General features: G+C 41.1%; 23 protein-coding genes and 2 pseudogenes. 12 read left to right on the top strand and 13 right to left on the bottom strand.

Going from position 1 to position 24333, the window contains the following annotated elements; translation table 11 throughout:
* Positions 1 to 41 precede the first annotated feature (41 nt).
* Entirely contained in the window at positions 42 to 602 is a 561-nt protein-coding gene (locus ICL16_RS26705) for a hypothetical protein (protein ID WP_190834070.1), read from the bottom strand.
* Positions 603 to 1111: 509 nt separating this feature from the next.
* Here ICL16_RS26705 and ICL16_RS26700 point away from each other — a divergent pair.
* From ICL16_RS26700 to ICL16_RS26690, 3 genes are all read left to right on the top strand, one after another.
* Entirely contained in the window at positions 1112 to 3463 is a 2352-nt protein-coding gene (locus tag ICL16_RS26700; RefSeq protein ID WP_190834068.1) for a PhoX family protein, read from the top strand.
* 243 nt (positions 3464 to 3706) lie between these two features.
* Positions 3707 to 4108, top strand: coding sequence for a globin family protein (locus tag ICL16_RS26695; RefSeq protein WP_190834066.1), 402 nt, complete (start codon positions 3707 to 3709; stop codon positions 4106 to 4108).
* Between the two features lie 148 nt (positions 4109 to 4256).
* Positions 4257 to 5108: a DNA/RNA non-specific endonuclease gene (locus ICL16_RS26690; RefSeq protein WP_190834064.1), complete on the top strand. Its 852-nt coding sequence runs from the start codon at positions 4257 to 4259 to the stop codon at positions 5106 to 5108.
* An 81-nt stretch (positions 5109 to 5189) separates the two neighbouring features.
* On the opposite strand, the gene ICL16_RS26685 is transcribed toward ICL16_RS26690, so the two are convergent.
* A complete protein-coding gene (locus ICL16_RS26685; RefSeq protein WP_190834062.1) occupies positions 5190 to 5582 on the bottom strand; it encodes a nuclease A inhibitor family protein in 393 nt (130 codons plus the stop codon).
* 399 nt (positions 5583 to 5981) lie between these two features.
* Here ICL16_RS26685 and ICL16_RS26680 point away from each other — a divergent pair, with 399 nt between their 5' ends.
* Positions 5982 to 7568 (top strand): alkaline phosphatase D family protein, encoded by a 1587-nt coding sequence (locus tag ICL16_RS26680; protein ID WP_190834061.1) that lies wholly within the window; start codon positions 5982 to 5984, stop codon positions 7566 to 7568.
* 79 nt (positions 7569 to 7647) lie between these two features.
* On the opposite strand, the gene ICL16_RS26675 is transcribed toward ICL16_RS26680, so the two are convergent.
* Positions 7648 to 7941, bottom strand: coding sequence for a hypothetical protein (locus tag ICL16_RS26675; RefSeq protein WP_190834059.1), 294 nt, complete (start codon positions 7939 to 7941; stop codon positions 7648 to 7650).
* On the opposite strand from ICL16_RS26675, the gene ICL16_RS26670 reads away from it, so the two are divergent.
* Complete coding sequence (locus ICL16_RS26670; protein ID WP_190834058.1) at positions 7934 to 8893, top strand: DMT family transporter; 960 nt, start codon at positions 7934 to 7936, stop codon at positions 8891 to 8893. The genes ICL16_RS26675 and ICL16_RS26670 overlap by 8 nt on opposite strands.
* Positions 8894 to 9131: 238 nt before the next feature.
* A complete protein-coding gene (locus ICL16_RS26665) occupies positions 9132 to 9521 on the top strand; it encodes a nuclear transport factor 2 family protein (RefSeq protein ID WP_190834057.1) in 390 nt (129 codons plus the stop codon).
* An 86-nt stretch (positions 9522 to 9607) separates the two neighbouring features.
* On the opposite strand, the gene pyrR is transcribed toward ICL16_RS26665, so the two are convergent.
* A complete protein-coding gene (gene pyrR, locus ICL16_RS26660) occupies positions 9608 to 10150 on the bottom strand; it encodes a bifunctional pyr operon transcriptional regulator/uracil phosphoribosyltransferase PyrR (RefSeq protein WP_190834056.1) in 543 nt (180 codons plus the stop codon).
* 207 nt (positions 10151 to 10357) lie between these two features.
* On the opposite strand from pyrR, the gene rnc reads away from it, so the two are divergent.
* Positions 10358 to 11032, top strand: coding sequence for a ribonuclease III (gene rnc / locus ICL16_RS26655; protein ID WP_190834055.1), 675 nt, complete (start codon positions 10358 to 10360; stop codon positions 11030 to 11032).
* Positions 11033 to 11072: 40 nt separating this feature from the next.
* On the opposite strand, the gene ICL16_RS26650 is transcribed toward rnc, so the two are convergent.
* On the bottom strand, positions 11073 to 12263 hold the full coding sequence (locus ICL16_RS26650; protein ID WP_190834054.1) for a sensor histidine kinase: 1191 nt from the start codon (positions 12261 to 12263) through the stop codon (positions 11073 to 11075).
* Between the two features lie 401 nt (positions 12264 to 12664).
* Between ICL16_RS26650 and ICL16_RS26645 the strand changes: the two genes are divergently transcribed.
* The 4 genes from ICL16_RS26645 to ICL16_RS44950 all read left to right on the top strand — a co-directional run bounded on the left by ICL16_RS26645 (position 12665) and on the right by ICL16_RS44950 (position 16146).
* Positions 12665 to 13318 carry a MotA/TolQ/ExbB proton channel family protein gene (locus tag ICL16_RS26645; protein WP_190834052.1) on the top strand — a complete coding sequence of 218 codons (654 nt, stop codon included), beginning with the start codon at positions 12665 to 12667 and terminating at the stop codon, positions 13316 to 13318.
* Complete coding sequence (locus ICL16_RS26640; RefSeq protein WP_190834050.1) at positions 13302 to 13703, top strand: ExbD/TolR family protein; 402 nt, start codon at positions 13302 to 13304, stop codon at positions 13701 to 13703. Before ICL16_RS26645 ends, ICL16_RS26640 begins: the two co-directional genes overlap by 17 nt.
* 123 nt (positions 13704 to 13826) lie before the next feature.
* Positions 13827 to 15107, top strand: a complete 1281-nt coding sequence (locus ICL16_RS44955; protein ID WP_202895740.1) for a hypothetical protein — start codon at positions 13827 to 13829, stop codon at positions 15105 to 15107.
* Positions 15091 to 16146: a hypothetical protein gene (locus tag ICL16_RS44950; protein ID WP_202895739.1), complete on the top strand. Its 1056-nt coding sequence runs from the start codon at positions 15091 to 15093 to the stop codon at positions 16144 to 16146. Before ICL16_RS44955 ends, ICL16_RS44950 begins: the two co-directional genes overlap by 17 nt.
* A gap of 28 nt (positions 16147 to 16174) precedes the next feature.
* Here ICL16_RS44950 and ICL16_RS26630 read toward each other — a convergent pair whose 3' ends face one another.
* From ICL16_RS26630 to ICL16_RS26615, 5 genes and pseudogenes are all read right to left on the bottom strand, one after another.
* Positions 16175 to 17398: a HetZ-related protein 2 gene (locus ICL16_RS26630; RefSeq protein WP_190834126.1), complete on the bottom strand. Its 1224-nt coding sequence runs from the start codon at positions 17396 to 17398 to the stop codon at positions 16175 to 16177.
* A 63-nt stretch (positions 17399 to 17461) separates the two neighbouring features.
* Positions 17462 to 17674 (bottom strand): annotated as a pseudogene (locus tag ICL16_RS47400) (hypothetical protein); the annotation flags it as partial.
* A 31-nt stretch (positions 17675 to 17705) separates the two neighbouring features.
* Entirely contained in the window at positions 17706 to 18290 is a 585-nt protein-coding gene (locus ICL16_RS26625; protein WP_190834048.1) for a CHAT domain-containing protein, read from the bottom strand.
* Between the two features lie 159 nt (positions 18291 to 18449).
* Complete coding sequence (locus ICL16_RS26620; RefSeq protein WP_190834046.1) at positions 18450 to 19139, bottom strand: Uma2 family endonuclease; 690 nt, start codon at positions 19137 to 19139, stop codon at positions 18450 to 18452.
* 82 nt (positions 19140 to 19221) lie between these two features.
* Positions 19222 to 19602: a helix-turn-helix domain-containing protein gene (locus ICL16_RS26615; RefSeq protein ID WP_273039504.1), complete on the bottom strand. Its 381-nt coding sequence runs from the start codon at positions 19600 to 19602 to the stop codon at positions 19222 to 19224.
* Positions 19603 to 19810: 208 nt separating this feature from the next.
* Here ICL16_RS26615 and ICL16_RS47395 point away from each other — a divergent pair, with 208 nt between their 5' ends.
* Complete coding sequence (locus ICL16_RS47395) at positions 19811 to 20842, top strand: hypothetical protein (protein WP_337907128.1); 1032 nt, start codon at positions 19811 to 19813, stop codon at positions 20840 to 20842.
* Between the two features lie 390 nt (positions 20843 to 21232).
* Here ICL16_RS47395 and ICL16_RS26605 read toward each other — a convergent pair.
* From ICL16_RS26605 to ICL16_RS26595, 3 genes and pseudogenes are all read right to left on the bottom strand, one after another.
* Positions 21233 to 21430, bottom strand: a pseudogene (locus tag ICL16_RS26605) (Uma2 family endonuclease); the annotation flags it as partial.
* Positions 21431 to 21641: 211 nt separating this feature from the next.
* Complete coding sequence (locus ICL16_RS26600) at positions 21642 to 23252, bottom strand: mucoidy inhibitor MuiA family protein (protein WP_190834042.1); 1611 nt, start codon at positions 23250 to 23252, stop codon at positions 21642 to 21644.
* Positions 23253 to 23350: 98 nt separating this feature from the next.
* Positions 23351 to 24274 (bottom strand): LysR family transcriptional regulator, encoded by a 924-nt coding sequence (locus ICL16_RS26595; RefSeq protein WP_190834040.1) that lies wholly within the window; start codon positions 24272 to 24274, stop codon positions 23351 to 23353.
* Positions 24275 to 24333 lie beyond the last annotated feature (59 nt).

The raw sequence follows: 24333 nt of genomic DNA, 5'->3' as shown, positions 1-24333 counted from the left end.
CCCCTTACGAATACGCAAGTTGAAAACCACAGATGCTTAGTTTATGGGTTAGTATTGCCAATGATGAAGCCTGTAAGTACATCAGCAATTGTCACCGCGACAACGACTAATAAAGGAGTTCGCGCAATACTTTGCCAGTCTTCATCCTTGCGGACTGCATTGATTACACCAATGAGAGAAACCGCAATGTAGAGCAGGTAAATTGCCCGCAGCACGTTGAATATAAGGCTAACTGCTGCTTGAGCGCCTCCTCCTTCTGCACCTTGGAAGTTGTTTTTAAAGAAAGATTCAGCTCTACCAAAAAACTGAGCTGCGGCTGGATCGGCAAAGTGATCTATCCAAAAAAAACTCAGTATTGCTACGAATGCTATTTGTGATATAATCACAGAGTACTTGGATAAGCGAGTATTTCGTCCTATTTGCTCTAATACTAAGGTAGCGACAGTACCTATGAGTAGACAAAACAACATAACAGGACTTTTCCAAGTAATAATTGTCAAGAACACAGCAACAGATAGCAAAAATGGTACACATGTCCACAACTGAGTTAGCCAGTGTCTTGCTGTGTAGAAGGCTTCTTGCTGAAGATATTTCATAAACATGGAATCCTACTTCTATTACTACTAACTACTCACCAATGTTTTGGCAATGTGTGTTAATTCAACGACAATTTAGTGTTATGATTCTTGCCTGCCTAGAATAAAGTATAATATTATACTTTATTCCCATAAACAAGAAAGCCTATTCAATTATAGGGCATATCACAAAACTATGTTGTGTTCCAAGTTATAATTGCCTGCCCTGGTATTTACACTTGCATCATAAAATAAAAGTCAAGAAAAAAATTAAAAGTTTATTTTGTATCTAAATAAAAAAACTACGTCTAAAGATTAATTATCTGATTACCTGGTCTTAACTTATACGTCGTAGATTCCGATTATTACAGTTTGCACTCACGGAAGCTCCAAAATTTTTTTCGGGGCTGGATTAGCCATCACAGTTAATATTTTTAATTTTTCAGCGGCAAAGGCAAAAGTAAAACAGTTGCGAGTTGTTGTGCTGGAAAAAACTGCTAGGGTCAAAATTTACAAAACAGGAGCATTACAATTCAATGTCTAACTTAAGTCGGAGACAGGTGTTACTATTTTTTGCCGGAAGTGCAGGTGCTGTACTAGTAGATCAAGTACTAGGTAATGCAGCATCCGTAGTAGAAGCAAAGACTATTCCTTTGAGTTTTACACCAGTACGCCTACCTCATCCTCTACCTATTTATAGAGAATACAAAAATTTCTTGCCTATAGCTTTTGGACAAGGAAACATTATTGAAGCATCAGCTAATGTGAAATTACCTAGCTACAATGTCTTAGACGATGTGATCGTACCACCACAGTATGAACGGTATGTAATTGTTGGTTGGGGCGATCGCGTCTTCCCGAACACAGAAGAGTACTTTGGTTACAACTGTGACTACACGGGTTTTGTACCGATCAACGGTAGCAACGATGGTTATTTGTGGGTAAATCACGAATACGTCAGTTACCCATTTTCTGGCTTAGCACCAGAAGCACCTACAGACGTACAAGCACTCCCCGGTACTTTTGCCGCAGTCATCGGACGCGAGTTCCCCACCACCAGAAATCTAGAAGTTGATGGTGAATTTTTATATAACTTGGGCGGTTCCATCGTCCGTATTTCCCGCAGCAATGACAACAGTCGTTTCGCTGTAGTCAGAGATCCTAAAAACCGTCGCCTGCATGGTTTATCTGGGCTGGGAATTAACAAAGAACGTACAGATGGCTACCAAGATGTCACCTCTTGGGGAAGTTTAAGCTACCAACAAGGCGACGACAACTATTTGATTGGTACTGGTCCTACGGCAGAAGAAGTTTTCCCTCTCAGTGCTGATGGACTAGGTAACAAAATTATAGGTACTGCTTATAACTGTTCTGGTGGGACAACTCCTTGGGGAACTATTCTCTCTGCCGAAGAAAACTTCCAAGGCGCTACAGCGTTTTTCGTTGGTGTGACAGAATCAGTTAAGCCAGATGGTACACAAACAGGTTACACCGACAGCACCACGGGCAAAACTTTTGGTTTAGTGGGAGAAAAATATGGCTGGATGGTAGAAGTCGATCCCGCAGATCCTGATTTCCGTCCGCGCAAACACACTTGGCTAGGTCGTTTCCGCCACGAAAACATAGCCATGCGTGCTGAAGCTGGTAGAAAATTAATTGGCTACATGGGAGATGACAGACGCGGCGGACATACCTGGAAGTTTGTCAGTACAGGTACGATCGACTCACCAACTGATAAAAATAATAGTCAGTTGTGGGAAGACGGAACTCTGTATGTGGCTCGTTACAATCCAAACGGTACAGGAGAGTGGATACCTTTACTATTAAACACTGCTACTAACCCCATTACACCATCAGTGATTTCTTCAGTAGAATTTGCTGCTTTGGGTTCAGCACAAACAAATGGTTTGTTAAAACTGCCCAGACGCAATGGCATTGCTGGACAAACAGTTGATGGTGGTGCTTTTAATTGCGATCGCACCAACGAAGCAACAGCCCTGAGCGATTATCAAAACAAGACTCTTTCTGACTTCTATACAACTCAAGGTGCGGTTCTCAGTGATGCTTTCCTCGCCGCCAACTTAGCTGGAGGAACCCCCACAGCCCGTCCCGAAGATTTAGAAGTGCATCCCCGCACTAAAGAAGTATTTATCTCCTACACTGACGGTGCGCCAGGAAGTGACGGATACCCAGATTCCCGCATTTTCCAAGTTGCCAAATTAAGCACAGCACCTAACGCTACTCAGCAGTCTGGCGGAATTTACAAGATTATTGAAGATAGTGCAGACGGTACAGGTAATACCTTCCGGTGGGAGAGATTTGCCCAAGGTGGAGAAGCCGGTTCCGAGTCAGGTGCAGGTTTTGGCAATGTGGATAACCTGGTATTTGATGCGCAAGGAAATGTCTGGGGTGTAACTGACATGTCTACCGGTACTCACAACGGTTTTAATGTCGGTGCTGCGGCAACCCCAACTACTATCAATCACTCAGCTAGTGGAAATGTTTCTAACTTTACAGGCGTCTTTGGTAATAACTGGTTGTTCTTCATTCCTACCAGTGGACCAAAAGCGGGAACTGTAGTACCCTTTGCTCAAGGACCAGTGCGTTGCGAGATGACTGGACCAACTTTTGTTGGTGATACACTAATTATCTCCGTACAGCATCCTGGAGAAGACTGTCCAGTTAATGATGGCACAATACTGAGCCGCAGCATTGAAATTCTTGATTTGGATGGTGTTACCTTCAACCAGACACGTACCGTACCTCGTGGCAGTAGCTGGCCTAGTAACATTTCTGTTAATGATGGTGGTAAAGGTGAACCAAAAGGTTTACCTCGTCCTACTGTAATTGGCATCCGTCGGCTCAAAGCCAAAGGCAAATTTGTTTAATCCCCCCGTCTACAGTGACCCTCTTATTAAAAAGGGGGTTTAAAGAGACGTAGCCCCCCTTTTTAAGGGGGGTTAGCGGGATCTAATCGTAGCTAACAAGACAGCTAAACTTTTCCTACTTGGCAGTTTTGCTAACGCCTGCTATAATGTGCAATCGATATAAGCTTCAAGAGATGATTAAGTGGTTATCGTGACGCTGTATCTTCAATTCGTTAAGAAGATTGGAAAAGGTTTAAGCTAACAATGTCATTAAATGTCGAAGTATTAGAACAGAGTTTTGCTCAGATCAAGCCTCATTCTACAGAGTTTGCAGCTAGCTTTTACGACAACCTATTTGCTGACTATCCTGATGTTCAGCCTTTGTTTGCTCATACCAACATGGTAGAACAGAGGAAACATTTGCTAAGTGCTTTAGTTTTGGTAGTTGAGAATCTTCGCAAGTCAGATGTGCTAAACCAAGCTCTCAGAGGATTAGGTGCAAGACATCTAGAGTATAGTGTGTTGCCCGAGCATTATCCGATGATTGGCGCAACACTGTTGAAAACTTTTGAGTATTACTTGGGAGATGATTGGAACCCAGAGGTGAAACAAGCTTGGACAGATGCGTATAGTGAAATCGCTCAAGTTATGCAGCAAGGCTTGTAGAAAGCTAGTGCTATTTTACTGGGATGGCGACCGCCATTCCTGTTCTCCTATTTTTAACTAAAGCTTATTCCTTATTTAATCTAAAAACTTACTGTCATATTGCTTATAGAGATACCCTTAACTTATTGGGTGAGTTTACTGATTGATAATGTTTAAGTCGCTATTCTCCAGAAGGTTAGCAGGCAGATTAATTTTATTTCTGCTGGTAGTTTTACTAATCGCCTCTGCTGGTATTTACAGTTCTTTAAAAAAGGCAACCGCTCAAACTAGCGTTCACTTGACAATGGGCAACCCGAGTGGAGCGACTACAAATGCAGCAAATTACGACAATTATTTGATGGTAAAAACCCAGTACGCTTTATCTTACAGCGATTCAAACAGTACTCCTAACTGGGTAAGTTGGCAACTCAACTCTTCATGGCTCGGTAGCGCTCCCAGACAAGATAACTTTCGCGAAGATACTACACTGCCTGCTGGGTATTATCGAGTCACCAGTTCCGATTACACTGGTAGTGGATATGACAGGGGACATATGTGTCCTTCGGCTGACCGAACCAATACAGTCGCCAATAATTCAGCAACATTCTTAATGACCAACATAGTACCCCAAGCACCTGATAACAATCAAGGCTATTGGGCACAATTGGAAAACTACGCTAGGACATTGGTAACGCAACAGGGTAAAGAACTGTACATCATTGCGGGGGGATACGGCTATGGAGGAACCATAGCTAATGGTTATATTACAGTTCCTGAGCGACTCTTCAAAATTATTGTCGTGACAAACCCCGGCACTGGTACTGGTGGCGTCAATACGAATACGCGAGTCATTGCTATTGATACCCCGAATACTCAGGGGAATCGCTCTGCTAATTGGGGAGCATTCCGCACCACTGTGGATTACATCGAATCCCAAACAGGCTACGACTTCCTTTCCAATATTAGTACGTCTGTCCAATCTGTGATTGAATCTAGAGTTGATAATGGTCCTACTTCATAAACTGTTGACGGTTCAAAATACCCCACACCCCACCCCCTCCCTCCCCTTATAAGGAGAGGGTAGGGAGGGGTTTTTAACTTGCTAAGTTTCCACAACTTTGGTTGCCAGCCCCGCTAAATCATTTGCTGCTTTCCCAACAATGTAAACATCAATTTCGATTATGCCAACCCGATAAACCTTCAAGTCTTTGAGATTAGCTTTGAGCGTATCTATAAGCGACTTAAATTTTGAGACATTCGCTTTCTGTTGTGCATCATGCCATTCTTGTTCTTGAGCAACGTTGCGAAATAAATAATCCAAATCTACTGTCTCAACTGGTGAATTGATAGGGTGATTTGTCAGTTGCAGGAGTTTCTCAGTTGTTAATACTTCTTTACCTTCACCTAACCAGATAAAAGGCTCGAAAGGATAATCAGACTCGCTTGGCATTAGCAAGGCATTACTTGCTTGAGACAAGGTTTCTACAATACTCATAATTCCTCCTCAACCCTCGATAAAGTTTGCTATTTTCAGCAGATTAAGCTGATATTAACTATTCCTTTGCAAAAAATTAATCTTTAATTGGTAAATTTATTTAGGCAAAGCAACAGCTAACTCCTTAGCTCTAGCTGGAAAATCAAGCAGTTTTCATATATAGCACACCCAAATAATTAGTAAACACAATTCTTTCTTTTCTTCTCCTGTCGGAGACGCTGCGTGAAGGCGTTCTAGGCGTCTTCTCTGCGAGACGCTGCGCGAAGGCGGTTCATAAAAAAAGTAATGTTCATAACTAAGTGAAGATTACCACATATCACAGTATAACTATCCCCGCTAACAAAGGTAATAAAGTAGGGAAACCTCGTCACTTATTCGTAGATTTATCAGGGAAAAACAATGGTAAATTATAGGAATTTTGAGCAGCTTCTTTCCAGTCCCATTAAGCGACGCAACTTAATCGTTGGGGCTGGGGCAGTAACTGGTTTTTTGATTGCCAACCAATTCCACCAACGTGCGATCGCCCAAGTCAAATTTCCCAGTTATCCTTTTACACTCGGTATAGCGTCGGGAGAACCCGATCCCAACAGCGTGGTAATCTGGACTCGTCTAGCTCCCGATCCCTTAAATGGAGGAGGAATGCCATCTGTCAACGTGCCAATTGAATGGCTTGTGGCAACCGATCCCAAGATGAAGAACATTGTCGCAAAAGGCACTGAGATTACCATTCCAGAATTCGCTCACTCAGTGCGAGTAGAGGTAAATAGACTTAAACCAGATACTTGGTACTGGTATCAGTTTATCTCAGGAACAGAAGCAAGTCCAATTGGTCGCACCAGAACAGCTCCTCGCCCAGAAAGTAACGCCAGTAGACTTGCCTTTGCACTTGCTTCTTGCCAACACTACGAGCAGGGGTACTTCACAGCTTACAAATACATGGCAGAGGAAGAACTCGACCTAGTAGTGCATGTAGGCGACTATATATATGAGGGAGGAATCACCCCAGGTCGTGTCAGACAGCATAATGGTTCAGAAATATTCACTTTAGAAGATTATCGCAATCGTCACGCCCTCTACAAAACCGATCCAAACTTACAAGCGGCTCATGCGGCGTTTCCTTGGATTGTCACCTGGGACGATCACGAAGTGGAAAACAACTACGCCAATGACATTTCGGAAGTTGATAACGAACCAGATCAAGATCGCGCTGTCTTTTTACAACGACGTGCGCTTGCCTATCAAGCATACTATGAACATATGCCGCTACGACCATTCTCGCGACCTAGGGGAGCGGATATGCAACTTTATCGTCGGCTTAACTTCGGTAAATTGGCAACCTTCCATGTGCTAGATACCCGCCAGTATCGCACAGATCAGCCTTGTGGAGATGGTACAAAAGAACGTTGCCCAGAGAATTTCGACTCCTCAGCAACAATTACTGGCAAGCGTCAAGAAGATTGGTTGTACCGTGGTTTAGATCGTTCGCAGGCACAATGGAATATACTTGCCCAACAGGTGATTGTTGCACAGAGAGACTTTACACCAGGGGAAGGCGCAACTTTCAGTATGGATAAGTGGGATGGTTATCTGGCTTCTCGCGATCGCCTACTACATTTCTTAGAACAACGCAAACCTTCTAATCCAGTCGTTTTAACGGGCGATGTGCATAACAACTGGGCAATGGATCTCAAAGCTGACTTTGATCGCCCAGAATCTGCTATAGTTGGAAGTGAATTCGTTTGTACCTCAATTACCTCCGGTGGAGATGGGGCAGACTCTAGCCCTGGTGTTGAAGCTTACCTACCAGACAACCCCCACATTAAATTCTTCAATAATCAACGGGGCTATGTTCGCTGCATCGTGACTCCTTCAAACTGGCAATCAGACTATCAAGTTATGTCAAACGTGACAACCCAATCTGGCACGATTAGTACTCGTGCTTCATTTGTAGTAGAAAATGGTCGTCCGGGAGTACAGCAAGCCTAATTAACCCATCGGTAGGCGGTTTGCCGTTTTTAATTTATTGAGGGGTCAAACCCCTCAATAAATCGCCAACTACATCTAGCTAATTAGGTCTATTTTGGCAAAACTTTTTGCTGCCCAATTTTTTTTCCCAGCCGATTTGTAGGGAATTCTCGTAAACAATGTTTGCCTGAGCAATTTCCAGCATTTCTTCTACTAACTTTTGTAGCCATTCGGCTCGAACAAACAGATTATGATCTGGATGGTTGCCATAACTAAATCCTACAATTATAATTAAATATCCTTGTTCGCTAATTATCTTGTCCAGACAAAATTGAATAATTTCCTGCTCATCCTTGTGTTTTTTGGTTGCCTTATTAATGCTAATTATGCTCAATAAATTAGAATTGTCGCAGCAACAAACAAAGCCAAAACTAGATTTGATTGAGTTAATATTATTACCTATAGCAGTATTACTTTTATCCTTAGCCGCAATTTTCATTAAATTGAGCGAAAACGAACTAGGTCCAAATGCGACAATCTTTAATCGCCTTTGGATAGGGAGTTTAACATTAGGACTGTGCAAAGCGATCGAGAAGGCACGTCACAAAAAATCCCACGACTACAAAGTGCAATCTAAGCCATACACAATTCGCGATTTATTCCTGTTTGTGGCAGTAGGTAGTGTTTCTGCGCTGTGCTTACTTACTTGGGCTTGGTCACTGACTCAAACCAGCGTTGCCAACTCAAATTTACTACATAATCTTACCCCAATTTTCGCGACCTTAGGAGATTGGTTATTTTTGGGTTATTACTTTGATGGTAGATTTCTCGTTGGCTTAACACTAGCATTAAGGGGAGCGATCGCCGTTGGAATTGAAGATTTGCAAGTGGCTCCAGATCACTTCTTAGGTGATGCTGTTGCTTTACTATCTGCTGTGTTCTATGGTGGTAACCTTCTGATTAGAGAACATCTCCTCAGCAAGTTTTCCGTAACAACCATACTCCTGTGGAATTGCATCGTTGGCGGTTTATTGACACTGCCAATTGTCCTGAGCCGCGAAAATAAACTTTTCCCCAGTTCTTTTTCGGGATGGCTGGCAGTAATTGGTTTAGGTGTTCTCTGCCAAGTGATCGGTCAGGGAATTGTAACTTATAGCCTCAAAAATTTTTCGGCAGGATTTATTTCCCTTTTCTTGTTGCTGGAGCCACTAATGACGGCAATCTTTGCCTGGGTAATCTTTGGTGAAAGGTTAAGTATTTTCAACTGGGTAGCTTTTTTCGTGGTTTTGGCAGGCATATACCTAGCAAAATCTGGTCAAGGCTCTAAGCAAGTAATGGATGATTGAAGAAGAACGCATAATCCAGCTTGGGCAGTTTCCTTTCACCACCTAAGATAAATTTTCAAAGTCATCAGGGTTAAGCGTTGTCACTGTAACAACGCCAGTGGCAGTGGCAGTAAACAAATCGGCTTGACCGAGAAATGAGCGTCTACCAACTCAACTAAATAATGGGCGTATTGGGCGATCTTACGGATATCTATACCTGGTGTGCTTGAGGAGTTGAACTCGTACCTAACTCATCGTTATGACCAACAAAAATTTTGAAGTTTTAGCCGTTAATGAAGCTTTTTATCGAGCATTGGAAAAGAAAGACATTGAGGCAATGGATGCAGTATGGTCTAGTGGAACAGGTAGCGTCTGTGTTCATCCTGGATGGGATGTACTGCGGGGTTGGAAAGAAATTCGTGACTCTTGGGTGAAGATATTCAAAAATACTGCTTACATTGAGATTAACACGGAAATCATTACTATAGAAGTACGTGATGCGATCGCCTACATCTTACTTGTGGAAAACATCCTTCAAGTTGCAGGTGGTACAAGACATCAAGCAAAATCATTAGCGACAAACGTGTTTGAGCTTCTTGGTGGTAAGTGGTATATAGTGCATCATCATGCTAGTCCTGTGATGCGTTAAATAAAACTCAAGAGTTAATATTCATAATCCTTGTAGAGACGTTTCATGGAACGTCTCTACATTATTTTTCACAAAATGTCTATTAGTTAATCCTCAATCAATTCCACCGCATCACGTCCATCCCAGTTTTGGAGGTGAACTTTGACAATTTCTTTTTGAGAGGTGGGTACTTGCTTACCAACAAAATCTGGGTGAATTGGTACTTCACGATGACCCCGGTCGATTAACACAGCTAGACGAATCAACTCTGGTCTACCGTATTCGTTAACTGCATTCAACGCAGCACGAATTGTTCTACCTTTGAATATTACATCATCCACAAGTACGACTGTTTTTCCCGTCAGGTCAAAGGGAATGTCAGTTTTTGCGGGAGTCCGTAACCCAATTTGATCGAGATCATCTCGATAAAATGTAATATCCAACGCCCCCACCGCTACAGGTACACCTTCCAAAACCTCAATCTGACGTGCCAATAACTCGGCTAACGGCACGCCCCTACTATAAATACCTATTAGCACCAACTCGGATAAATCTCGCGTTTTCTCTACGATTTGAGATGCAAGACGATTAATGGTGCGACGTAGTTCTTGCGCTGAGAGAATTTCGACCACGGTGACAGACAAACTCATACTATGCTTTCCCTGAGTAAATAATTATACCATAAAAAGCCAAAAGCTAATGGTCAATGATAAAAATTAATAATTAACAATTAGCAATTAGCAATCCGACCTACTCCATCTTTACAGTGTCGGAAGCTTAAAGCTCATTCCTTCTATGGGTAGAATTAGTTTTTAGGTGATGGGCTTGTTGTTGTACTAAAGCTAAAAGGAAATGTTATGCATGAAATTCTGAGATTCCAAGATGAAAAACTCTTAGATCATGCGCTAACTCATCGTTCTTACATCCATGAAAATCCCCAAGCAGGAGAACACAACGAACGTCTAGAGTTTCTTGGTGATGCTTTGCTGAACTTCTTGAGTGGCAAATATCTCTACGAGCGTTACCCAGATAAGGGAGAAGATGAACTCACAAGAAGGCGTTCTGCATTAGTAGATGAGAAGCAACTGGCAAGGTTTGCAATTCAGGTAGGCTTAGATTTAAGGATGCGATTAGGTAAAGGTGCGATACTTGAAGGTGGTTTACAAAATCCTAATCTCCTCAGCAGTACTTTTGAAGCAGTTATTGGCGCTTACTATTTGGACAACAATTCGGATATGCAAGCTGTTTGGGCTATTGTGAAACTGCTATTTGATTCTGTACCTCAAAGCATTGTTGAATTCCGCTCTAATGTAGATTCTAAGAATCGGTTTCAGGAATGGGTACAACGTAATGTCACCCTAACTCCACCTAAATATGTCACTGTTCAAGCAGGTGGTTTACCTCACGCTCCAGAATTCATCGCTAAGGTATTTGTAGGTGAACAAGAGTACGGACAAGGTAGAGGTACTAATAAAAAAGATGCTGAGAAAGCGGCGGCTGTTGATGCACTGCTCAAATTAAAATTAGGATGAGTTAGTTGTAAAGACGCGATAGCTCGCGTCTCGACAGTAGTTAGGATTCTACTTGCAATGGTAAAGTAACTGTGAAAGTTGAACCTACTCCTACTTGAGAAACTACTTCTATTTTGCCATGTAAGAGTTTTACTAAACGTGAAACTATTGCTAACCCTAAACCGGTGCTGTCATGAAGGTAAGATTTTTGCTCAGTGGCAACGCGAAAGTAGGGTTGGAAAATTTGACTCTGTGCTTCTTTTTCAATCCCAATCCCAGTATCAGAAACGGCGATCGCCCACTTTTTATTGTCTAATTTATGACAATTAATTTCTATTTTGCCTAATTGTGTGTAGCGTATGGCATTACTAACAAGATTTGTCACAATTTGTTGTAATCGTAGTGGATCAGTTATCACCTGAGATAGAGAGCTAGAGCAATCGATGGAAATTTGTAAATTTTTCTCTCCAATTAAAGGCTCTAACATTTTGTACACATCATAAACTAATTCGCACACATTTGTTAGTTCTGGCTCTATTTTCATCTGCCCTGCATCACACCGGGAAATTTCTAATGTATCGTTAATCAAGCGGAGTAATTTTCTGCCACTGATTAGTACTCGCTCAATGTGTTCTACATTTTTCGCAGATTCCTTAACTTCTGTTTTCTGTTGTTGTCGTAAAAATAAATCTGAGTAACCAATAATTGAAGTTAAAGGACTTCTTAATTCATGGGCGAGAAAAGAAATATTTTCTTGATTAGTCCGAACTAAACGAGTCAATTCTTGATTGTTCAGAAATAACTGATTTTGCAGTTGCTCTAATTCACTTAATCGCTTTTCAGTGTAACTTTGAAAACAGTAGGCGAGCGCTTCATCTAAAACAATATTAATTAAACCTATAGCTCGAATCACTTCTTTAGCTGATGCTTGTAGTAGTTCTGGTTCTAAAGTATTAAATATTACATTACGTAACACTTGATATTCTCTAGCAATTTCCGCTGCTTCAAAACCTTGCTCAGCACGTAGAGAGCCATGTTCTAAACTTGCGTCTTTGATGGGCTGAACGTCATTTTCTTGATATTGCGACAGTACGGTTGCCATCGCCATCAGAACATGATCAATGTGATTTTCTATAGCTAAACGGGGTAAATGGTTCGTGTGGACAATATTTTTGTCTTGACGAACCGCTATCACCCAGTTGTCTATAATAGTTTGAGTTTTATCTTTCAGTAGATTACTAAAATCTTTCATTAGTTAGGGGCAGACACAATATGAGCGAAGAATAGTGCTTATATATTACAAAGCTTTCTTAGCTCAAGGCTATAGTAGAGCCGACATTAAAGGAGTTATGTTATTAGGGTATTTGTTGCTATATTTTTGCAATAAATATAAAATCATAAAACATTCAAGAGCAAAAGTCAATCATTAAACGATTGCAATTACTTACATTTGACAACCCGTAATAGTTAGAAATCTCATGAATGTGAAGCTTACATGAAATAATCTTCCAGAACTAGAGATGATAAATTGCTATTTACACAGTCTATGTATTTGACAAAATTTATCATTTCCTTTAATTTATATTGAGAACTAATATCAGCTTTAACCAGTTAGCTGGTACTCTAACAAAGTTAGTGAGTTGAAAACGGTACATGGGAATTAACAATTTGTTCACGGCAGGTGGCGTAGTCATGTGGCCTCTGCTAGCGTTTTCAGTTTTGGCAGTGGGACTAATCATCGAACGCATAGTATTTTGGTATCGCGTTAATCATCGCCAAAACCGTGTGGTACGGGAAGTGCTAAACCTTTACCGTCTCGATAATGTAGTTGGTGCTTTGGATAAATTAAATAAAAATGCTGATTTGCCCATTGCACGAATTTTTTTAGCAGCTTTAGAGCTAGATCAACCAAATCCAGAAGAGTTTCGGTTGGCATTGGAAAGTGAGGCTCAAGCTGAAATCCCTTTACTCAAGCGTTTTCAAAATATTTTTGAGACAATTATTTCTCTAGCTCCTCTGTTAGGTCTTTTAGGAACAGTATTAGGATTGATTACTTCGTTTGCTTCTCTCAACATCGGTGATGTCGGGGGAGCGAGAACCGCAGGCATAACTGGCGGTATTAGTGAAGCGTTGGTGTCTACAGCAGCAGGGTTAGTAGTAGCAATTTTTACACTATTATTTGCCAATACCTTCCGAGGACTTTACCAACGGCAAATCGCTTTGATCCAAGAGTTTGGTGGACAACTAGAATTACTCTATCGCCGTCGCTATGAAAGAGGAGAGAGAACTTATGCGTCTACAAGATGAACCAGATATACCAGCACAGATTAACATCGTACCAATGATTGATGTGATCTTTGCGATTTTGACGTTTTTTATCATGTCAACGCTATTCTTAACTCGTACCGAAGGTTTGCCAGTCAATTTACCTCAAGCAGCGACGGGAAAAGCAGAACGTCCGGCACAAGTAACGGTGACAATTGACAAAGCAGGGAAGGTATTTTTGAATAAGCAGGCTATTAGTATCGAGCAACTCGAACAAGGGGTACGGGAGAAAGTAGAGCCGCAAAAACAATTGATGGTTGTACTAAATGCTGATAAAGGGGTAAATCACGGTCAAGTTGTAGCAGTTATGGATAGAGTACGACGGGTTGAAGGAGCGAAGTTAGCGATAGCCACCCAAAAACCCTAGACATGCATATGCTCTTGCCTCTGATAAACCACTATTTCTCAACCTCTAGCGGTTTTCAGAGGTCAAATTGATAGTGGAAGTAGCTATCATAGAGCATGACCGTAAAGCAATAAGCGTGAATCGATGAGACAACTCAGGCTTTTTGAAGATGAACCACCGAAAGAAAAGCTTCCTACTAATTTGACAAGCGATCGCCATCCCATACATAGATGGTTCAACTTCATCGCTGGTTTTTCGCCTGAGTTCGTTACTAGGTGTATTCAAGAAGCTGACTTAAAGGCTTCAGAGATGTTAATCGATCCATTTTCTGGTTTGTCAACTTCCCTTGTGCAGGCAAACTCTCAAGGTATTTGTTCTGTGGGGTTTGAAGCTCACCCTTTTTTCTACGATATTTCCCTGGCAAAACTATTTCCACCTACTTGCATACAGCAGGTAGATGAAATCAAGAGAATTTGTCAATTTATTGAACCAAACACTTGCGATATTACACAAATTTGGACAACAGATGCAGCACTTTTTTTGGAAAAACTTATCCCAGGGCAGGAGTTGCGGCTTTTAGCATCGTCTCTTTTACTGGAAAATAAAATTGCTCCTAGCGATCGTCCGCTTTATCGTCTCATAATTTCTCGCATACTTGAACTGACATCTGGCTCTCAAACAGATGGGATTTACAAAGCTCCTACCAGCCAAAAGAAATCTATTCCATATCAAATCGCTCTGCAAAAAGTTTGTGATGAGATTAGAGACGACATTGAACTGCTTGGTGATAAATTTAAAACCAAAGCAAAATTACATTTTATGAGTTCTGAAACAATGTCTCCTCTTGAGGATGAAAGCTGTTCACTTTGCGTTACTTCACCGCCTTATCTCAACAATTTTGACTTTGCTGAAATGACAAGAATGCAACTTTATTTTTGGCGCTATGCTGGCTCTTGGCGTGAAATTACAGAACGAGTGCGTCGCCAACTAATTGTTAACACCACAACTGCCCCTTCTGACATCAAGCGTAATCAAAATATATTTTCAGAATCACTATCGACAAATCTTCGCTATTCTCTACAACCGCTTGTTAATGAGCTTCAGCAACAAAAGGAATTAAAAAAAGGCAAGAAAGATTATTACTTACTTGTGTATCCTTACTTTGCACAAATGCAGCGAGTATTTCGAGAATTAAAACGGGTTTTACGACATAAGAGCAACTTACATTTGGTTGTAGCAGATGCAGCTCTATATGGAGTTCACATCCAAACTGAGAAGCTACTATCGGAGCTAATGCAAGAAAACGGTTTTGAAATAGTTAAAATTGAAACTCTTCGGACACGAGGCAATCGCTGGGTGTTAGAAAAACGTCAAGGTATCGACAAACCTCTTGGAGAATTTCATATTCATGCAAGAAGAACTTGATGCTGATAACACATCTGCCGAAGCTAGCAGTAATACGCTCTACAAAATAGCCAGGGAAGCCATGACAGAGTATGTTGAGGTTTACCTAGAACTAAGTAAACAAACTAGTGGCTTTGCAAACATTTTACCAGAGCAGATTCAGACTTTTGAACAAAAACTAATTATTCTTAGTGGTCTTGACAGTTCGCTTGACCCAAGTAAAGTCACTGCTCAGCAGGTTGTGCAAGAACTGCTTCGGATGCAAGCTGTCCCTTTTGATGTGGAGTCAGCTATTACAAAAGGGGTGTACATTCAGTTACGAAATCGAGTAAAAGATATTTTGAATGAGTTGTATGCGATCACAAAAGAACTTCAGGAATTTGACGCTAGTTATATTCAATCAAATCCCTATGTGCTTCCGATTCTTCAACGCCTTGCTAATATTACGAGTAAAGCGGCGCTCAAGAAACAAATTGGCAATGTCACGGACAATGCTATTTCACAATCAGCTGCTCAGAAACTAGCTGATATTTTGAATGAGCGAAAGCCCGGTCAGGTTATGACTCGTGAACAGATATTGCAGAGTATTGAACCGACGCTTGAGGGTATTGTCCGAGATTTGGTTGGCAGAGTACTACTTGAAAGTATTGTTGCCAAGGCTCTTGACGATGCTGATGTTCCCTACAAGTTAGAGTCTGAATATAGCTATCTTGAAGGTGTTGTTTACAACTTCCGAGCAGACTTTGTTATTCCCGATGAAAAATTCCCAAAAGCTTTTATAGAGGTAAGAAAGTCGTCTTCCAGACACGCCTCGCTTTATGCAAAAGATAAGATGTTTTCAGCTATCAACTGGAAAGGGAAAAACAAGGAATTACTAGCGGTGCTTGTGGTGGATGGAGAATGGACATCCGAGACTTTGAAAGTGATGACAAGAGTGTTCGATTATGTTGTACCTCTTAATCGTTGTGCTGATGTAGCTCAGGCTATTTCTGAATACATTCAAGGTGACAGATCTAAGCTGAAATGGCAAATTAACTTTTCAATTAGTCCCGCTAATTGAGTAAGTGCGACTTCAATCAGCGCTCTGCTCACTGTTGAGTTCTTAAAGCTTGTGCAACCAAATAGATTTTAGTCAATTCTCCTATAACTTGATGGGTTTTGAGTTTTAGATGAGAGGCGATCGCATCTACGGTTTGAGATGCTTTGAGCATGGATAAAACCTGGCGTTGTGTAATCGTCAGTTTTTCCTGCAAAAAATCGAATTGCTTAGGTGTTAGTCCCAGATTATGTTCTCTGATAGAAATTGACAGCCAGTTCTCTACCAGTTCTGGTCCACCTTTTACCGCAAAAACACGTACAGCGTGGTAGCTTATTTTTTCTCGTAAACGGTAGATTTCTTTGATTGGTTTATTTAATTTTTTGGCGATTTCGTCTTGAGACTTACCTTGGAGGTAAAGTTGTAGCCACTCCACAGCTTCTTGCCCAAGATTTGCTAGTAGATAATTTTCAAACTCCTGTTTGACAGCATGACGCTGTTCAAGTTGCTCTTGAGCTTCGATTACTTCCGAATATTCTGCGATCGCTTGACTATCGACTAAATTTACCCGATTGTCACTATCATCTGTCAGAATTTCTTCAGAAATCAATTTCACATTATCACTGGTAGGTACTTGAGTTAAACCACCACGCTGTGTTCTTCTCAAAAAGTTCACAAAACGGTAAGCTATTAACGGTTGATTGCGTACTGGGCGTAGGCAATATTCTTCTATGCTGGCAAACAGCAATGCGTTTTGTAGCCGCTTATCACTGGTAAAGCTAGCAATGTAACTCATTTGCTGTTGCATATAGTTATCACTTTGCAGTAATTCTTGGATGACTTCAACCAGTACATCCATCACACTGCGTTGGCGATCGCGACTTAGTGCTACCCAAGTTTGGATCTTATTTCTTAAGGTTACCAAACTTCCTAACCGGGTGATGAGATTACGGTAAGCACGTTCTTTACTTTTGCCCAAGTAACGTTGATTTAATATCCGCCAACGATACCCCATCGCATGAATTGCAATGTCTAGTTCCTTTGGTTCAAGTTGCTCTAACCTGTCCGAATCGCTACCTAGTAACCAGAGAACAATACTTTCTCTGTTAGCTTCACCTAGCTCTGGACAATCTACCATTAACTGCGATCGCCAATATTGTGCCAGTTTTTCTGCCTCTGGTGTCATGGTGAGATTACGTTCCTCTATACCCTGTTTTATGGTGGAAACGCTATACCCCCCATTTGCAACGGCAATATAAGCTTGCGCCGAGTTCATGGTCGAAACTCTTCTAGGAGAGGTTGCAATTACCTGTTCCTTGGCAGCTACTATCTGCACATCCTGGACAGGAATACCCAATATTTCAGTCAGCTTGCCTTCTTTAAGCAAAGCCAAAATTCGCTCTAATCCCTCTTGAGAACCTTCCAATACTAGCTTTACACTGCCTGCCTCAATTTTTTTTAGTGTCAAGGATGCATCTCCCGAAATTTGACGCAAATGAGCAATAATAGCTTCTGCTAGTGGCTTGTTAACTTCATCAATAGTGGCACTCAATACAAGTATATATTTAGCTGGCTCGGTCGAATTATTTACATATTTTTTTTTTTTCGTAGAGAATTGGGGTTAAATGCTCTGAAATACCTTGTAGTTGAATTTCAACACAGCCAAACTTGTAAGCTTTCCCAATTGAATGATTTGCACCAAGTGCTTTGTAAAAACCAACAGCGAAGTTAATAGCAGCCTTATCACCAATTGCTTGATTCATGCCAATAACGAACTTGATGTGTTCAGCAATAGCCTCCGCCTGAGTCTGGGAATAACACGCATTCAGGACTACACAATTGACTTGTTCATCTACAAGTGCAAACAATGCAGCTAGAGCATCCGGCTTTACAGGATGAATTTTTCCTAATTCATCCTCAAAGCACAGATCCCCTGTGTTTAAGCCATGACCAGAAAAATGTACAATATGAGGCTCGACATCCAGAATTGCCTGACTTATATCGCCAGGACGGACTGACATCCGTTGTTCTAGCACAAATTTTTCTCGTTGTTTGGCAAGTTGCAGCCCTTGCTGGATGTCTCGTAACTCTTGCCCTAAGCGTAGCCGAGAAGCATCACTGGGATCAGATGCTAAAAACAGGATTTTAATAGGATTAACACTGTTCATTCCGAGCCATTGCACGAGTCTAGTTGCTTATTTCTTGAGGTGGCATTGATACCCATTCTCATATGCCAATTTCACAAGCGTTGAATTTGTGGGTTGCTACAGGTAATGTCAATTTTACGTTAAAAAGCTAAATATTGACATCGCGGCAGAGCGTAAACTCTACAAAGTATCTGGGTCAATATTTAATTCTCGCAATTTCTCGGCTAAGCGATCGGCACGTTGCTTTTCAAGTTCTGCACGTTGTGTCTCTGTTTGCGCAACTTCTTGAAGCGTGGGAACTAATTGTCCATCAGGAGTAAAAAAACGTAACTTTGAAGTATGTATTCCCAGATATAAATCAAGCTGCTGACTCCACAACCAGCCTTGCTCGTTCGGTTCGATTGGTTGGTAACTACCACCAAGCAAAATAAACCCGGCAAATTCCAAAGTTTTTGGATCGAACCAGAAGTAATTTGGTGTGCGGAAAGTATCTTGATATATTTCTTTTTTTAATTCCTTATCAGTTTTAGCGGTACTATCTGAGAGGATTTCGACAATTACATTCGGATACTTACCCCCTTCGTGCCACACCACCCAGCTGTTACGGATTTTACGCTGTGTCCCCAGTACGACAAAAAAATCTGGTCCACGAAAGTCCTCGGATTTGAGCTGGTATGGACTGTAGTAGATCGTCATATTGCCTGCTGCATAAAAGTCGTCACGGTTTTGCCACAACCATTCTAGGCATTGAATCAGCAGAATCATCTGCTTGAGATGTAATTCAGTTTCCAACGGTGGTTCATTACTGTATAAATCGCTATCTGGAAAGATAACATCTTTTGGTAGTTCTAAGTATTCAGCAACCGACATAACAGCATGTTTTAAAGTGCGATAAATTTAGCTTAACAGTTACTTTCTGCTACATCACACCCGCGCCTTTTTAAAACTTTATTCATGTAATTCCCGAATTTACTGTAATCAATTTTGAGTTAGAAGTATTATTTGCCTCAACAAAACTTGCTTGATTAAGTCTTGCTTTGCGCCGTTTGGATAGACTAAATACGGTCGTAGCGTCCTTTGGGCTAAAGGGGTCTTGCGAGTACTCTAGTAAATCCGCAGGTGTAATCGGCTTATCCAAATCGGATGCCAGCTCGTTGAGAGCGTTGCACAATAGATTCAATGCTACTCCGTCTAATCGTGGCATCGTCTTTGCATTTTTTAAAGAAGACATCGCGTTGGTGCTGATATCTAACTTTTTGGCTAGGTCTTTGCCTTTGATGCTGTACCTAGCCATTACTTCTTTTAGTCTCCACCTAATCAATGTCGCAACCATACAACTCAACATCTCCAATGTACTTTTACTGCTATCACACTAGTACACCAGCTTTTGACTTTAACTTTTTAAACTTAAAGATATATTATAACAAGTAATTGTAGTTGTATTATAAAAGCTAAGATTGTATAATAAAATTAGAAAAACAAAAACGATCGCTCCTTTTGCGAGAAGAAGCGATCGCCAAACAAAAAAAACTTACATAATTATGATGACACAATTATTCAGCATTGGCACAGCCCAGATAGACTCAGTTCCCCAAAGACAAGATCATACCTTTGCTACGCTCACTCAAGCGACACAATCTATAGTTGAGCACGCTTTCTATTTAGCACAAGAAAAACAAAGGCTATCGAAAAAAGAGTATAAACAGTTACTGCACTCGTGGGGTTGGGATGTGGAAGACAAAAAATATCTGAAAATTGCTAAAGTATTTTCTCAGTTCTCTCCCGAAGATTTAGCCCAGATAGAACCCAGTACCCTATTCCTGCTTGCTAACAACAGCAAGAAGTACCAGCCAGTGTTAGACAAGTTGCTGGATTTAGGCGAAATAACCCAACAGCGTGTGCAAGAGTTAATCGAAGAACAACGCAAGCCTAAAAAGCCAAAATCTGAAAAACCTAGCATCTGGAGAAGCACTTCTAGTGGAGTAAGGTATTGTCAGATACCTCCTATTCACGATCAAGAAACTGGGGTAGCACTACAAAACATGATGGATGAGGAAGGCTTAACAGCACAAGCCATTATCAAGTCGGCTCTATCACTACGCCAAGCATACAAAGAAGGACGGCTGATATTAGTTGAAGACGCATCGCAGTTGGATGATTTGTCTAGTAGCTCAAAACATGAAGTTGAAAGCGATAGTGAGCAAGATTTCGAGGTAGACGAGGATTGTTCAGCCGACAACTTCCCCCAAAACTCCAGTTCAGTTTCAGAACAGACTATAACATGTGTACATGATGATGAGTGCGATCGCACAACGCCGGTGAACGCCGCATCTAGTACAGTCATAAGTGATGTCGCTTGTAATGAGGATATTTCCGAAATATTGCCACAACTGATTGGGTGCAATTGTATTGTATTCTCCAGTAGCAGTGTTGACGTTTTAGCTGACAAGACAATGGAGCAACAACTGATTGGGTTTATTCGTCTTCCCGGTGCTAATGAGGAACTCTTGCTTAGAGTCTGTTCGCCATCCCATACACAGATGGTTCAACTTCATTGCTGGTTTTTCGCCTGAGTTCGTTACTGCGTGTATTCAAGAAGCTGACTTAAAGGCTTCAGAGATTTTAATTGATCCATTTTCTGGTTTATCAACTTCCCTTATGCAGTTACTATCAAAGCTAATGCAAGAAAACGGATTTAAAATATAGCAGTCCCAAATGATTTATAAACACAAATCTTTCTTTTCTTGGCGTCTTGGCGGTTCATAACCCAACGCTGGATTGCTATAGTGAAAATTGAAATTCGGACACGAGGCAATCGCTGGGTGTTAGAAAAACGTCAAGGTATCGACAAACAAGAAAGGAGAATTTCATATTTATGCAAGAAGAACTTGACGCTAGTAACTCATCTCCCGAAGCTAGCAGTAATACACTTTACAAAATTGCTAGGGAAGCCATGACACAGTATGTTCAGGTTTACTAGGTTCGATTGGTTGGTAACTACCACCAAGCAAAATAAACCCGGCAAATTCCAAAGTTTTTGGATCGAACCAGAAGTAATTTGGTGTGCGGAAAGTATCTTGATATATTTGTTTCTTTAATTCCTTATCAGTTTTAGCGGTACTATCGGAGAGGATTTCGACAATTACATTCGGATACTTACCCCATGTTTTAAAGTGCGATAAATTTAGCTTAACAGCGCCTAATGTAAAGTTTTGTAAATTTTGTGCTTCAGCTGACTCAGCTATCATAAGTAGGTAGGCGTAAATAAATGCTCGTTTGTAGTAAGGGCTTCAGCCCTTATAACATAGGCAATGAGCGCTCTTTGCGCGGAACGTTGAACTTAGAGATTTTACCTACTTAGTTAGAGCGAACCTAAATATCTAAACCAACAACTGTTAGCTCAGAAGGATACTCAACAGTGAACTGGTAATAAATCTCTCGTTTTTCTTGAGGTGGCAAAGTTAAAACCCATTCTAATATCCCCATTTCACCTAGTTGAATTTGTGGGTTACTGCGAGTGAGGCGGACTTTAATTTGTTCGTTCCTGCTTACTGGTAGTTGTTCGGTAAGATTGAGATAATTTTCTTTGTTGAGCAAGTTAGTAATTATTAATCGATAACCATAAGTTACTTTTCGGTTATTGCCAATGAGTTTTTTGTCTACCTGACGCTCAACTAAGTCACGCTCAATTTTCACTCCTTCGTCAATACCTAAGTTAAGCTTGAACTCTTGCCCTGGTGCGATATTCTCTAATTGAGTTGTGCCAACAAAAGTGTTGTCTCGAAAAATATTAGCTTTACCTGGTAATAAAGTTGCTCTATTGGCGCTGTTTCTCACCTTTGCTTGTAAATAAGCAAAGCTGACTAAACGCGGCATTGCAACATAATCTAAGCTACAAGGAAAATCATCGTTAAAAATTGTGGTTTTATGAGGTGCGCCATCACTTTTGATGTTACTACTACTAGTCAGATCAAATGTGACCACAGTTCCTTGATGGGATACTTCTGCGACAACGGTTTGAGCAATGGCTAAATCCTCTAATGCTTCGGTTTCTGTACCTTCATCAACGCTACTAGGAGCAGATGCCATAGTCAGCACAGGTACAGCCGCTCGTCGTCGCATTAAAAACTCTGGTTTATCTAGTACATCAATATACCAAGGTTGGAGTTTGGGCGGTAGAGTTCCTAGCCCTGGTTTAGCAGTGGAGAGAGTAACAGCTACGTCATTCCAATCTTCGCCAGTAGTTTGGGTGATTTCGGCAAGGTAGGTTAAATTTAAGCTGTTGCTTGCCGTATTTATTCGTAAGTCGTACAGTGGAGTCCAACTAGCTTGATTAACTACGTATGATACTTCTAGTTCTAACTCGCCTGCACCTTGTGGTTCAATTGCGATCATCAAACTAAAACTTTCTTGTGGCACAGGTGTTTGTGTTTGTTCTAACTGCTGACGCAGGATTTGCAACTGCTTGTCTATTTCCTGTTGTTGGTGCGTACAATCTCCTGTAGCGATCGCATACTCGCTATACTGGCTACCAAGAAAGTTGAGAAAATCTAAAGTTTCACTGAGACTCAAATTTTTGCGTGACAAACTTTGCGCGAAAGGTTCAAGAGTTTTTTCTTGCAAACCGACGATAAACTTTGATTGTACAGCTAAAGCATCTACTTGAGCTTGTAAATAGCGATGCTGTGCTTCTAACTGCTGAATTTGTCTTGTTAACTGTGCCAGCCTTTCTGTCAGGAGTGTGGTGGAGAGCAGGCGCTCACTGCTGACGCCAAGTATTCGCATCGCCACACCTGCACCCCCAATCCGAAAAGACTCTGTTTCGAGAGTATCTGGCAGTGGGGTAATTACCAATTCTCGTTCTTGCCCTGTCAAAGACACGACACTCCGTCTTGTCACTAGAGCTTGGTTAGAGTAGACGGTAACAGCGACAATCTGGCTATTGAGTGTTTTGCGCACAGATAGTGTTTCCGGGTTATTCACTGCCAGGGTTCCCTATAGTCAAAGATTTTGCTTGTTAAGTTTTAATTGTTAAACAACTAATAGTCAAGCCATTTGAGATTATTTTGTTGCTAGTACCACTAATTTTTCTCCGTATTGTCCACAGAATAATTTGTCATCTTTTTTACAGCTTCTATGAGATAGTCTAAATAAGTCCGAGCGACGATAGATAACTGCTTTCCGGATGGATACACTATGTACCAGTTCCGTTTAATGGGAAAGTGCTGTACATCCAAAATGGCTAAATCTGCTGCTTCTGGTAACAAGGTGTGGCGAGATAAAACAGAAATTCCCAAACCTCCGGCGATCGCGTGTTTAATCGCCTCGTTACTTCCCAATTCTAGTCTAACTTTCACCGTCACCCCATGTTCGTCAAATAAATTCTGCACCGAACGACGTGTTCCCGATCCAGGTTCTCGCATAATAAAAGGTTCATCGGCTAAACTTTGGATCGGAATATTTTTCTCTTTGACTAAACGATGATTAATCGGTGCCAAAACTACCAAAGGATTTTCTAAAAATGCTTGAAAATTTACATCCATGTGTTCAGGAACTTGGCTCATAATATACAAATCATCTAGATTACTGCTCATCCGTTCCAGTATCCCTTCATGATTTGTTACCTGTAGCGATATGTCAATTCCTGGGTAAAGTTGGCAAAACGGACCTAATAGACGTGGTATAAAATATTTAGCTGTTGTAATCACTGCTAAACGTAACTGCCCTTGTTTTAGCCCTTTTAAATCAGCGACTTTCATTTCAAATTGAGCGATTGTCTCAAAAATCTGGCGACAAGTAGCAAATAATTCCCGTCCTGCTTCAGTGAGATACAAGCGCTTACCTACTTGCTCAAATAATGGTAAACCCACTGATTTTGTCAGTTGCTTAATTTGCATGGAAACAGTGGGTTGGGTAAGAAAAAGTTCTTCAGCGGCACGAGTAAAACTTCCATGTCGTGCAGCCGCCTCAAACACCTTCAGTTGGTGTAGCGTCGCTTGGTTCAAGGGTGATTCTCCTCTAATGGCTATTTCTAAATATTATTTAGTATCACCGAATACTTAGC

The organism is Iningainema tapete BLCC-T55, assembly GCF_014698965.1.
In the GTDB taxonomy this organism is placed as follows: Bacteria; Cyanobacteriota; Cyanobacteriia; order Cyanobacteriales; family Nostocaceae; genus Iningainema; species Iningainema tapete.
Note: the sequence above shows the minus strand (reverse complement) of the source record. Positions and strands in the feature narration are given on the sequence as shown.